8 protein-coding genes and 2 pseudogenes are annotated in these 12,292 nt (G+C 65.3%); 7 read left to right on the top strand and 3 right to left on the bottom strand.

The window, feature by feature from the left end; all coding sequences use genetic code 11:
• Nucleotides 1-116: 116 nt before the first annotated feature.
• Both ACGF3C_RS33010 and ACGF3C_RS33005 read left to right on the top strand, forming a co-directional pair.
• The gene (locus ACGF3C_RS33010; RefSeq protein ID WP_393227687.1) at nucleotides 117-632 is read left to right on the top strand and encodes a hypothetical protein; all 516 of its coding nucleotides are present in this window, start codon (nucleotides 117-119) and stop codon (nucleotides 630-632) included.
• Between the two features lie 37 nt (nucleotides 633-669).
• Complete coding sequence (locus tag ACGF3C_RS33005; RefSeq protein WP_393227686.1) at nucleotides 670-1,026, top strand: hypothetical protein; 357 nt, start codon at nucleotides 670-672, stop codon at nucleotides 1,024-1,026.
• Between the two features lie 450 nt (nucleotides 1,027-1,476).
• Here ACGF3C_RS33005 and ACGF3C_RS33000 read toward each other — a convergent pair whose 3' ends face one another.
• Both ACGF3C_RS33000 and ACGF3C_RS32995 read right to left on the bottom strand, forming a co-directional pair.
• Nucleotides 1,477-4,017, bottom strand: a complete 2,541-nt coding sequence (locus ACGF3C_RS33000; RefSeq protein WP_393227684.1) for a DEAD/DEAH box helicase — start codon at nucleotides 4,015-4,017, stop codon at nucleotides 1,477-1,479.
• Nucleotides 4,014-6,020, bottom strand: a complete 2,007-nt coding sequence (locus ACGF3C_RS32995; protein WP_393227682.1) for a site-specific DNA-methyltransferase — start codon at nucleotides 6,018-6,020, stop codon at nucleotides 4,014-4,016. Before ACGF3C_RS32995 ends, ACGF3C_RS33000 begins: the two co-directional genes overlap by 4 nt.
• 410 nt (nucleotides 6,021-6,430) lie before the next feature.
• Between ACGF3C_RS32995 and ACGF3C_RS32990 the strand changes: the two are divergent.
• From ACGF3C_RS32990 to ACGF3C_RS32980, 3 genes and pseudogenes are all read left to right on the top strand, one after another.
• Nucleotides 6,431-6,637: pseudogene (locus ACGF3C_RS32990) on the top strand (helix-turn-helix domain-containing protein); the annotation flags it as partial.
• A 32-nt stretch (nucleotides 6,638-6,669) separates the two neighbouring features.
• Complete coding sequence (locus ACGF3C_RS32985) at nucleotides 6,670-7,131, top strand: hypothetical protein (protein ID WP_393227689.1); 462 nt, start codon at nucleotides 6,670-6,672, stop codon at nucleotides 7,129-7,131.
• A 225-nt stretch (nucleotides 7,132-7,356) separates the two neighbouring features.
• Entirely contained in the window at nucleotides 7,357-8,067 is a 711-nt protein-coding gene (locus ACGF3C_RS32980; protein WP_393227680.1) for a hypothetical protein, read from the top strand.
• Between the two features lie 272 nt (nucleotides 8,068-8,339).
• Here the strand turns inward: ACGF3C_RS32980 and ACGF3C_RS32975 are convergent.
• Nucleotides 8,340-9,632 (bottom strand): annotated as a pseudogene (locus ACGF3C_RS32975) (IS701 family transposase).
• A 116-nt stretch (nucleotides 9,633-9,748) separates the two neighbouring features.
• Here ACGF3C_RS32975 and ACGF3C_RS32970 point away from each other — a divergent pair.
• Both ACGF3C_RS32970 and ACGF3C_RS32965 read left to right on the top strand, forming a co-directional pair.
• A complete protein-coding gene (locus tag ACGF3C_RS32970; RefSeq protein WP_393227678.1) occupies nucleotides 9,749-10,453 on the top strand; it encodes a hypothetical protein in 705 nt (234 codons plus the stop codon).
• 632 nt (nucleotides 10,454-11,085) lie between these two features.
• Nucleotides 11,086-11,982 (top strand): hypothetical protein, encoded by an 897-nt coding sequence (locus tag ACGF3C_RS32965; protein WP_393227676.1) that lies wholly within the window; start codon nucleotides 11,086-11,088, stop codon nucleotides 11,980-11,982.
• The last annotated feature ends 310 nt before the right edge of the window (nucleotides 11,983-12,292 follow it).

Raw genomic sequence — 12,292 nt, 5'->3', positions numbered from 1 at the left:
CGATCTTCTTCCCTAGACAAGAGGAATGATCGACCAAGGGCTGTCCCCATGATCAGCCGGGGTCGATGCCACCGCCCCGCAGGTTAAAGATCAAGTTAGTCGAGCGGATCGACTGGATGCGATATCGCACCACAGAGTTGGGTCGCTTGCTCGCCGCTGAGCTGCCGTTGTCGGAGCTGCTCGGCGAACGCGTCGATGGAGCGCCCGACGAGCAGGCCGTCAACGCCGACGAACCGCCGGCCACTGCGGAGACGCTCGCGGGTCAACTACGCGCATGCGCATACCGTAGCGACGCGAGCGAGGAGTTCGAGGCAGCTGTGGCGACCACGTTCCGCTTCCTCGGGTTCCGCGCGGAGCATCTCGGCGGCAGCGGCCGGACGGACGTGCTGCTGACAGCCGAGCTGGCCGCAACCGAGCGGTACCAAGCCATCGTCGAGGTGAAGTCCTCGGCCACCGGGATGGTCGCGGAAAACAGCATCAAGTTTGACGCGCTCAAGGACCACCAGCGTAAGCACCTCGCCGACTACGGGTTGATCGTCGGTCCCGGCTTCGGCGGCCGCATCCAAGAATGGGCAGTCAACAACGGCTTCACGCTGACTGACCGTCGACGACCTCGCGGCCCTGCTCGGTAGGCATCAGATCAGTCCACTCACCCTAACCGAACTCCGTGTGCTGTTCGAGCGGACCGGTGACGACCTCACCGACATCGAGGAGCAGTACAACGGCGCCGAACGATCCATCGATCTGATCACCCGCCTGATGGATCTGCTGTACAACGAGGCCAACGACGAGGAACCGCTCAAGGGTGGCGCGATCAGCCGGGAGAACATCTCGTATGCGCTCAGGTCAATGAACCCCCGACCCACTAAAGCCGCGATCGACGAGTGTCTCCAACTGTTGACGCACGATCTTGTCCGCGGTGCCTTCCAGGACGGGCCGCATTACCGTCTGGCGGACGCCCCGTCCAATGTCATGCGGCGGCTTGCCGGCCTCGGCATGGCCTTGGGCCGGTTTCAGCGCGTGTGACGCGATACCGAGCGCTTGACATGTGATCGGTCATGAGCTCGGCGAGGCACACGAGCGCGTCGAGCAATCCCTCCGTTGGGCGAACGGGTCTGCCCTCGTTCATGTGACAGACGCCTGAAGACGTGTGCCAGCCTTGAGGTATCTCTGATTTCCATGCCCGGCCGCTCGGCCGGGGCATCCTTGATCGTCTACTCGAACCCGAAACTGGCTTCCACGATCAGTGACTGACCGGTCACGTTTCGCGTTTGCAGTTCTGTGACGTGCCCCGGCAGGAGATACACCTGCACCACGACGAGACATCCGAGGCGCCTTGAGCTGGGATTGCACCCGCATTGAGCTGCGGTGTCGAGTCGCAAATGCGTTGCAGGTTGGTTGTTCAACCGGCCCACAGCGCCGGGCCGGGGGCTCGGATGTTGAGGGCGGTCAGCCCCCCGCGGAAGGTGATCAGGGTCAGTAGGCGAATCCCCGGCTGGCGAATACCGCTTCCATTCGCTTTTTGTTGGTCGCATGCGCGATCTCCTCGGCGATCCCGTCTGTGGTGAGGTCGAGGGCGCGCATCTCGCCTGCGGTGGTGATGATGACGGCGAGGACCCGCCGCAGGTGTTCTGGGTGTGTTCGCGCGTACCGGGCCAGCGCCTCCCACTTTGGGGCAGCGTCTGCGAGGTCGTGACGGTGCGGGTCGATGATGTCGATCACGAGGTCCGGCCCGTCTCGGTGGATGAAGAGGAAGTCGGGGTGCATCAGCAGCGCCTTTTCGCCGAACTCGTACGGCACTGCGAGGGCATGGCGCCCCGAGCTCGGGTTGCGGTACCACCCGACTAGGGACTCGGCGTCGATCTCGCGTTCGAGTACCTGGCGTTCCCAGGTCGATCTGCTGGTGTCGACGGGGAACTTGCCGGCGTTCGGTCGACCGTCGGGGATGACGTAGAGGTGCTTGCCGTAGGTGGGGATGGTCCTGGTCTCATCGCCAACGGCTTTTTGGGTGGATGCCGGGTAGGTTTCGCGGGCCTCGACCGTGCTCGGGTGCGTCGATGAGGGCCCCAGGTACCAGAGCGGTTCGATGAGGTTGCGGACACTGCGCGGCTTCCGGGCCACGGCGGAGGCGTGCATGTCGCGCCAGGTCTGGATCTGCTCGGATGCCTTACTCTCGACGACGGCCTTGAATCCGAGGGCTGCCATCGCGGCGAGTCGCACGCCGCCCTCGACCTCGTCCATGCCGCGGTCACAGAGGTCGTTGTAGTACCAGGACGCTGAGCCATCGGGTAGGACGCGCTCGGCGCGGCCGAAGTAGCTATCAAGGTCGCGCTCGGCGGTGGCGACCGCGGCGATCGCGGTCTCGGTGGTGATGTCGGCGCCCATTCCGACGGTGAGTGTGCCGACGGTGAGGGTCAGGATGTCGGCGACCTTGGCGTCGACCTCTTCCTGTCGCTGCGTGTCGGCGGCGCGGAGCTGGTCGACGATCCACTGCTTGGCCTTGCTTGAGGCGTTGCTGAGGAGGTGGTGTTCGTTCAACGCGGCGGCCAGCTTCATCAGCTGCGCGGTGCGGGTGGTGAACGCGCCCCGTGGCCGTTCAAAGGACGGCACGGAGTCCAGGAGCTCGAACACGGCGCTGGGCACCTCGGCGGATCGGACACAGATCTCAGGGGCGATGAGGACCTCGACCTGGACGGTCTCGTCCTCGGTGAGCGCGTTGACCACTCGGGTCACATGTTCGGTCTTGAATCCGGGTAGGTAGGCGGCCACCTCGTTCAGCCGGTCGTCGCCGCCTTCCATGCGCTGGGCCAACGGGGTACGGACCAGCCGGCCGATCAGTTGGGCGATCTCGGTGTAGGACTCCTTATCCTGGAACGACACCAACACCTCGGCTCGGGGGCAATCCCAGCCGGTGGTGAGCGCGGACTTGAACAGCACTACCCGGGCGCGGTCATCACTGGAGATGGCCTCCGGGGCCAGGTACCGCACGATTCGGTCGCCGACCTGGAGTGGGCCGTGTGGGTCACCGAAGGCGTGCGCCACCGCGAAGTCGGTCAGCTCGGGCCAGGCGGATTCGATGGTCGTCAGGATCTCGTTCAGGCGGCCGTCAGTAACCTTCGGTTCGACCTGGACCACCAGAAGTGGCTGGACCAGCCGGTCCCCGGTGGCGGCGTGGTGTGCCCGCCAGGCGTCGTCGGACGCCTTGAGGTCCGCGACGGCCAGCGCCAGCATAGTATTGTCGGCCGCCTGGTCCTCAGCGATGTTGCGGATCAAGATCCGATCCTTCAACAGCCCGGACTCGCGGACATCTGCCGGCGGTACATCGACCAGGCGCAGTGTCCGGCCGGCGGCCGACATCGCTGCGCGGAACCGCTCCGGCGTGGCGGAGATACCGACGACGACGGAGGCAGCCGGCTGTTGGCTGCCCACGTTGGTAGTGCCTCCGTTGACGATCGTGCCCGCGATCGTGTTGCGCTCACTCGACGACGTGCCAGACCCCCGATGGGCCTCGTCCCAGACCACCACGAAGTCTTGGCCGCGTTCGCGGACGGTGTTCGCGATCATCTCCCACGCCCCATACGTGCGCCGGTCCGACCGGGACCCGTCACCTCGCACGGCGTGAAGGGTCGAGTTGCGCTGCAGCGCCTGGATGTGGACGAAGTAAATGTACCCCGGCTCCAGCGTTCGGGCGTCGGTGTCGCCCAAGAACCGGATCCGGTACACGTCTATTTTCCCGCCGGACGCCTGCAGGATCTTCCCGATCGTCTGGGTGTTCAGCGATCGGTCGTCGGTCACCCAGAGGATGGTGAGGTTCGGCTCGGCCTCGCGTGTCGAGGTGCCGTGGTACAGGCCTTCCAACACCGCCGTGGCGATCACCGTTTTCCCGGCACCGGTCGGGGCGGTGAGGCCTACGGCGCTGCGCTCGCCGTCGTCGGCGAAATCGCGACGCGCCTTCGATATCTGGGTGAGAAGGCGGTCGACGGCGGTCTGCTGGTACTCCTCCAGGGAAAACCTCACCGGACGCCTTCCTCGACGTTGATCGTGTAGTTCGACAAGTAGTCCTGGTAGAGCCGAACCGTCTCGACACCGATCGGGAGCCGCTCCGCGGCCGTCTGGTACTCCACCGGTGAGTCGGTCACGATGAACACGACTCTTGGAGGCGCACCGTTCTTCGCCGCTTCGGTGACAGCGGACGCGAAGGGCGCGAGGGCGTCGATGGTGAAGAGCACACCGTAGTGGGGGGTGAGTGACCAGCCCACCTCGCTGATCTCGTCGATACGTTCGCCCTGGCCACCTGCTTCGAACCACAGCAGGGGCGCGATGGCTTGGAACTCGCGTCCGCGGCGAACCATTCCGGGATCGAGGTAGGTGAGGTCGAACATTTCGACGTTCGCCGGCAGACCTTCGGAGTACTTGGACCCATCCGGTCGGGTGCCCGTCACGACGGTGCCGATGCGAGGCCGAGTGACGTACTGAAAGACCCCGTTTGTCTCCCATTCGGCGTCGCCCGGATGGTAGCCGGCCTTGCGTAGGACTTTCGCCTGCCTGGCCCCGACTTCGTTGTTGGTCACGAGGATCGACTGGCGGGTGCCGCCATCCTCGGCGTTCAAGCGCATGACCGACTCGGTGGTGGTTCCGGACCCACCGAAGAAGTCCAGGATCACGGCATCATCCGAGCCGGCGATCCGGATCCACCGTTTCAAGACCTCATGGTCTTTGGGGTTGGGGAACCGCGCGTCGCCCAGGATCGACTTCAGGTGTGCCCGCGAGGCTCGCCTGTCCCGCTCGAAGACGGAGCCGACCGTTTCGTCCGTCTGATCCGCGAGGAATCGCTTGAAGTATGCCGTGGAGGTGTGATCGACGCCGAAAAGGATGCGGTCCTCGGCGATCAGACGGTCCATCACTTCTGGGCTCACCCGCCAGCCGTTCGGGTGTCTCTTGACAGGTTCCCCAGTTGTCGGGTGGGGGACGTCGTACTGCAGGTTCGGTCGCGGATTCGGGCTACTCAGGTCGCCGGCGAAGTAGACCCGTCCGCTCGAATCGATGGCGTTGTAGCGGGCCACCCCGTCGGCGAGCGACGACCGATGCTCGCGCAGCCACAAACGGAAGGTCTTCTGGGCGACGTCCTGATCACCGCCCGACTCTGCCCATGCCCGACTCGCCGCGGCAAGCGCGTCGTCTACCCCGGGCTTTCGGTCGAACCAGCGGATCCCCGCCGATGAAAGCGCAGTCTCGTCGCGGGCGTAGATGAGCATGTAGTCCGCGCCGTTCGAGACGTAACGGGAGTCGTTCTTGCGCCCGCCCTGCCAAACAACGTCGGAAAGAAAATTCTGCGGACCGAAGACCTGGTCGAGCAGCATGCGCAGCCGGTGATGCTCCTCATCGCCGATCGCCGCGATGATGACCCCGGTCTCCTTGAGGAGGTCACGGGCGATGATCAGGCGGCGCTCCAGAAAAGATAGCCACTTGCTCGACTTGGCGCGGTCATTGGTGTCGACATAACGGTCGTTGTAGATCCAACCGTCGTTTCCGGTGTTGTAGGGCGGGTCAATGTAAATTAGGTCGACCCTGCTCCGGTGGGTGACTCGGAGCGCCTGAAGCACGTGGTAATTTTCGCCGTTGATGACGGTATGCCAGGGCGCGTCGGCCGGACCTTTCTGTATGCGCTCGACGCTGCGGAGACCAGGAAAGACGGCCTCCCCGAACTCGCGGATCACGACGAGGTCGTCCGCGTCCCGCTGACCGCCGTCGCCGTCGAGGACGGCGGTGGTCCTGCTGGGATCGGTGAAGCCAAGCACGCGCCAGGAGTCGGAAGTCGATTCATCGCGGAGGGTGACCTTGACGCCCTTGCGGATCGGGTGCTCGACGAGGCGTACGGACTCGGGAAGATGCCGATCGAAGACCAAACCGAACCGTCGGGAACCACGGAGCAACTCGACCTCGCGGGCAAGGCGCGCTCGTAGCGCCTCATCCGCAATCTGTCCGATCAGTTGGTCGAGTACGTTGGTCTCGTCCCCCAAGGGGCCAGCTCCTTCCTTGGTCACGCGGCCGAACCAACCGCGCCGGGGTCTGTGAAGACTTCAGGACGACGCCAGCGGGTCGCGGGGCTGGTGCTGAGCGTAGAACATCGATTCGCACTCGCCGAGGGGGCGTGCCCGAGCGCGGAATGCGAGCCCGGCGGGAACAGCGGGCGTACCGCGCAGTCGACGGCCCATCCGCTCCTCGGTCGACGATGCTAGTACTCCGACCCGGAACGTTGGCTGGGTGGGTTGACACGCCGGGTCGAGGTTCGTAGTTGGTGGGGCCCGTCGATTCAGGCTGTTGGGATGGCAGAACCAGTTCGGGTACGCCGACTGAGTGATCATGGGGGTCAGCGGCTGCAACAGATCGTGCGACGCGGAACGGGTTCACCGACTCGGTTGCGCCGGGGATGGTGGTGTTGGCTTCGGCGGGTGGGAACACCGTGGCGGCGAGCGCCCGGCTGGTCCAAGCCGATGAGGACACGGTGCGGCAGGCGATCCACCGGTTCAATCAGATGGGCCTGGCCAGCCTGGACCCTCAGTGGGCGGGTGGCCGTCCCCGCCGGATCACTGAGGACGACGAGCGGTTCATCGTCGCGACGGCCACCACCCGCCCCGGGAAGCTGGAGGGCCGTTCACCCGGTGGAGCTTGCGCAAGCTGGCCGACTGGCTCGCTTACAGCAAGGGGCTGCGGCGGGTCCAGATCGGGCGGGAACGGCTGCGGGTACTGCTGCACAAGTATGAGATCAGCTTCCAGCGGACGAAGACGTGGAAGGAGTCCACCGACCCGCAGCGGGAGGCGAAACTGGCGCGCATCGAGCAGGTCACCGCTCAGTTCCCTGCTCGGACATTCGCCTTCGACGAGTTCGGACCGCTGACCATCCGCCCCCATGCCGGTGCCGCTGGCACCGGCAGGACCATCCCGGCCGGCTTCCGGCGAACCACCACAAGGAACACGATGTGCGGCAGTTCCACGGCTTCCGAACGGGCCTTGTGTGGTGACGGCCGGCCTGTTGTCGGTGCCGTATCGCACCACATCATGTCGACCATGACGCGGACACGGATCTGCTTGCCGATGAGTGGAGGCTCTAGCTTCTACGCGGAATCCTAGAATGTGGCTACGAAAGCCTCCGCGGCCGTGCAAGTCGCCGACGCGGCAGGAGAGACTGGGCCGTGATGACAACGACGTGATCGGCGTCGCCTCGTTCACACGCATGCCGCGCTGCGTTCGAGGTTGCTGGCTGTTGGGCGGAGCGTGCACCGGATCACGCTGCGAGGCGACATTCCGGTCGGTCCGGGCGCCGAATAGTCAGTACAGTGCGGCGCGTGAAGATATATGCCTGACTTCTACCGGGTCATCGTCGATGCAGGTCACGACCTCGCGGCATCGGCTAGGAACATCGGTGCCTTCAGCACGAACACCTTTGACGCCGCCCGAAACCTCGGACGAGCAGACCTGCTGTCGGCCGACGAGGAGATCGCGAAGCTGCTCAAGCAGGCCAAACTTAAGCACGTAGTGATTGGCTTCGCGGCCGGTGCGGTCGCGGTCGGTGGCACCATCCTCACGGTGAAGGCCGCGCCGCACATCAAGGGCTGGATCAACGGTCTGAGATCAAAGCTCAGCGGCGAGGCTGATAGCCAGCCGGCCCTGGATAGCGACGCCGAGACCAGCTTTACGCAGCAGGTGGAGCTGGCGCTGGAGGACTTCCGAGCAGGTATGAGCAGCGAGGAAGCACAACGGCGGATCGCGATGATCATGATTGCCGCGGCTTTCATCGCAGACCAGATCCGAGCGCTGTCCCACGCTTGCGTTAAGGACACTGAGGCGCCACTGGAAATCCGAACCGCACTAGCAAAGCTCTCCGCCGCCGACCTCACGGACACCGTCAATCGGATGCTGGAGGTTAACTCCTCGCTGCTCAGCGAGGACACGTCGGCCGCGTTCATAAAGATCTTTGAGGGCGGCCGGTTTGTCGAGGGCGCGTACGTGCCGCTTCGCAACGAAAAGATCAGGGACGCGTTCCGTCTGACGAGCGGCGACGAGTGACCATGGCCCGGCCGGGAGCCACCCGGCCGGATCTTCCCGTCGACATGGCACGCTCCACACGCGGGCGACCACGCAACTTCGCGATTACCCAAGGCAAGTCGCGGCGAATAGCCCACGCATCAATTGCGCTTACCGATCTGCCAATTTGAGTGCTTTGGTCTTGGTTCGATGAGGGCTGTCCGTTGAGACCGACGGCGATGAGGCACGTGATCAACGACCGGAAGCGCCACCGGCCCGAGTGCTGACCCCTCTAATACTGCAACGGCAGATGGTCAGGGGTAGCCGTGTCGTCGGTAGTGGCAGGTTCGGGCTTGGTGTTGGCGTCGTCTGCGCCATCGGGACCAGGCCCAGACGTGCTCTGTTGGGTGCGTTGATCGGACTGCGAGTGCGGTGAGCAGTCTTCGGATCTCCGGTACGGTGTAGCCGATCATCATGTCGTCGTCGGAGCTGGTTCCCCTTTTGCGGTAAGGGATCGGGCCACGGACAGCCAGGCGTGGGCGGCCATGGACAGGGTGATGTGGGCGTACCAGGCTCGCCAGTCGCGGACCTGGTACTCGTCGAGGCCGGCTTCGTTCTTGGCCTGTTGGAAGCACTCCTCGATCGCCCACCGCGCCCCCGCGATGCGGGCCAGGTCGACCAGCCGGGTTCGGCGGGGTCCGTAACAGACGTAGTACGCGATCTCGCCGGTCGTCATGCTGCGCCGGGCCAGGAGCCAGTGCCCCCGGCCGGGCTGCCAGCAGATCCGCACCGGCACCCGCGCCCACCAGTACTCGCGCGGGCCGTGCGCACCGGCGCCAGCGGACAGCCGGCACCACGCTCGGGCCGGCAGGGCGGCGATCAACTTGTCCGCCCGGGCGGTGCCCATCGCGGTGGTGATCATGTCGTCGTTGCGGCGGGTCGCGACCACATAACCCACATCCCGGTGTTCCAACCACACCCGCAGGGATTTCGACTGCCCGTAGGCCTCGTCCATCGTCACCCACCCCACCGGCACCCCAGCGTCCAGGGCGCGGGCCAGCATCTGGCGGGCCATCTGCACCTTCGTGGCGAACTGCACCTCGTCCGGGATCCCCGCAGCCCGACCGGTCCCGGTCATCGGTCCACGACGCCGGCAGGTAAAGCTGCCGGTCGATCAGCACGTGGCCCTTCGCCGACCGGTAGGCCAGGAATGTTCCGACCTGGCAGTTCTCCGTCCGACCAGCGGTGCCCGAATACTGGCGCTGCACCCCGGCCGACCGGGTGCCCTTCTTCACGAACCCGGTGTCGTCGACGATCAGCACACCGGCCGGGTCACCGAGGTGCTCGATCACGTAGTCCCGAACGTCGTCACGGACCGCGTCAACGTCCCAGTCCGCCCACCGCAACAACCGCTGCATACCATCCGGCGACACATCACCGGCCTGCTCAGCCAGGGTCCAGCCATTCTTACGGCCCAGACCCGACACCAGCCCACACAGGTACTGACGCACCCGCAGCCGCGGCTCCGACCGCCGAGACCGAGGCCCGATCCGCGCATGCAACCGGTCCAACTCCCCATGCCACTGATCGACATCAACGTCCGTCACAGGCAGACCAACGAACACGAACCGAACTCGATTCGCCTACTGCCGTTGCAGTATTAAGCCAGACCGCTCTCGGCGTCGCATCAGACGCGAAGAAGATGGCGAATCGGCTCCGTGACTTGCGCAATGATTACGGCACCGGCCACGGCCGTGCACACGTTCCCGCCGTCGAGGACGAGACGGTCCTGCTCGCGCTCGACGGCGCGCTGGTCTGGGTACGATGGGCGCTGCGGCGCCTGGAACACCTACTCGCTGGGGCGTTGGCCCCGCTGTTGAACGACCTACAGCACGACGTTTTTCACAGCGGTGAACTCGCCGAACGGCTCCTCCAAGCCAACATTCCCGGCCTCGGCCAGGACGACCAGCGACGCCTTGGTGTTGCGGTTGGACAACGCGCCTCGCGGGGGACGTTCCTCGTACGCGAGGAAGGGCTGACTGCACCTGTCCGGGACGAAAACGATGCCCGCTGGCCGACGGCCTACCGTCAAGGCGCTGTCGAAGGGGCCTTCCTCAACGCCGTAGGCCAGCTTCAGGTCGACGACGGGCTGACAGTGATCCATCCGTCTGCACGACTCGCCGCATCCATGCCCGCCGCGACCGAGTTCCTCCAGGCGCTCCGCGCCAAGCTGGCGGAGGCGAGCTGGTCACCAGCCTTTACCCGCGTGTGGCCGCAGGTCCGCGACGTGATGCGGCACAACCTTCCTGAGTTCGCCGATCCGGTCATTCGTCAGCAGTGGGCAGGCCTTATCGAGGATCTCCAAACGGTGGGTGCCGCGCTGGAGCGTGACGATGCCCCACCCGCAGTTCAGTCAGACGGGGAGTAGCCCGCAGCAAACGGCCGCACCGTGAGTCAGCTTGGGTCCGCCGCGTCGCCCACTCGAACTGCCCGAGGTCGGTTAGCGCCTCGTCGTCGCGCCAGTTGCGGTCGCTCCTCACTCAAGCGTCCAAGCGCACCCCGGTCGATGCTCGACTTATGACCGGGTCCACCCCAGGGCCACACACTTCCCATCACCTCCGCGAGTGCTCGCAAGATCCCGGGCCGCTCGCGCGGCGAGGTGCCGCGAAGGCAGATCGTTACCAGGCAGCACAACCCGATCATTATTCCGATCACCGACATTGCCGCCGCCTCGCTAGCCGTCATGTTGCCCCCTCATTACGCACGCCCCAACCCCAGCGCGAGCCCGTGCGAGTGGACTTGCCGGAACTGATTACGCCACACACAGAATTCTGTGCAGAAGCGAAGTTCGCGGGGTTGTAACGTGGGCCGATGCCCCGTGGACCGGTAGGCGGCGCCACCGCCGCTCTCATTGACGCCCTAGCCCAGCGCGGGGTGCGGGTGTCCCAGTACCAAATCGAGCGGTGGCGTGCCAGCGGCGCCCTGCCACGTCCAACGCGGCGCGGCCTCGGTCGAGGCCGAGGGGTCGCCTCCGAAGAGCCCGACGAGCCGACCCTCAACATGGCGATCGCCCTGGCAAACGGCTCCCGACGCGGATCGCGTCGCATGGGCACCCACGTAATCGAACGCCTCGCAATGGGCCAACCAGTAGACGAACACGACGCCCGCCAGGCGTTCGAGGCCGTGCTGGACGATCTGGCCCGTCTCACCGGCGCCGACCTTGGCAACACCGATGAGGCATGGCAAACGCGCCACACCATCGCGGACCGGGCTGCCCGAGAACTTCGGACGGTAACCTGGCAGGATCTCATTGCCGCGTTTGACGGGCAGGACCCTGCCCCCGACCTGCCATCCGACAGGCGGCGGGCGGCTGCCGAGGGCTTCATGCATGCCTTCAGCCACGGTGATGAGGCATTGGCCGACGACGTAATCGAAATCTTCGGACTGTTCGGGATAACGGACCGACAGCGTGAGAAAATACGGCGCGCTCAGCGCGACGCGGAGTTGCTCGGCGAGGACCCGCTCGGCCGCGTCGCCGAGGCGCTGTCGCTGAGGACTCTGCGCCGGGTCGCCGCCACGGCCAGCATCGAGACGCTGAGCCGCGCGGTCCAGGCCATCGCCATCATCGGCCTCTACCAAGCGATTGTTCTCCTAGTCGGGGCTCTGGACATCGCGGGATCCCGTCCCGACCTTGGACCCCTCAACCGCTTCGACGCAAAGATGATTCGGACGCTGCAGGCCGACCCGATGTGGCAACAAGCCAGTACCGTCATGCTCAGCCCTCGGCCCCGGCCGAGGGTACGACAACTTGTCATTCTCTCCCTCAGCATGCTTGTCACCGGAACCTTGACAGCGTGGGAGGCATACCGTGACCGGCTTCTACAACTTGTCGAACACGAACATCGCGGGTGGATGTCTCAGACGCGAGGGGCCGATCAGGAGTTGGGTGCGGGGTAGGGGCCCGCCCGATAGGCCCTCATTGATCTTGATGATGTGGTCGCCGTGTAGTCTCCAGCGGGAAGCAGCCCGGGTCAATCCGCGCCACTTCAGGTTGATCGGGGTCAACGATCTGGTCGCTGACCCCGCCTGGTGTGGTCGGCGTGTGGTCGTCGGCCGGTGTGACTCGCCGGGTCAACGCCGGTCAACGAGGGTCACTCCACTCCCTGCCAACGCGGGTCGACCCGCAGGTCGTTACACTGACCATTCGCGCCCCCGTAGCTCAGGGGATAGAGCATCGGTTTCCTACCGTGTACCGCAGGCTCAGGTC

It is taken from the genome of Micromonospora sp. NPDC047762, assembly GCF_043204655.1.
In the GTDB taxonomy this organism is placed as follows: domain Bacteria; phylum Actinomycetota; class Actinomycetes; order Mycobacteriales; family Micromonosporaceae; genus Micromonospora.
Note: the sequence above shows the minus strand (reverse complement) of the source record. Positions and strands in the feature narration are given on the sequence as shown.

Coding starts and splice junctions, on each gene's coding strand:
- ACGF3C_RS33010 (WP_393227687.1), top strand. CDS start 117: ATGCGATATCGCACCACAGAGTTGGGTCGCTTGCTCGCCGCTGAGCTG.
- ACGF3C_RS32980 (WP_393227680.1), top strand. CDS start 7,357: ATGCCTGACTTCTACCGGGTCATCGTCGATGCAGGTCACGACCTCGCG.
- ACGF3C_RS32965 (WP_393227676.1), top strand. CDS start 11,086: ATGGCGATCGCCCTGGCAAACGGCTCCCGACGCGGATCGCGTCGCATG.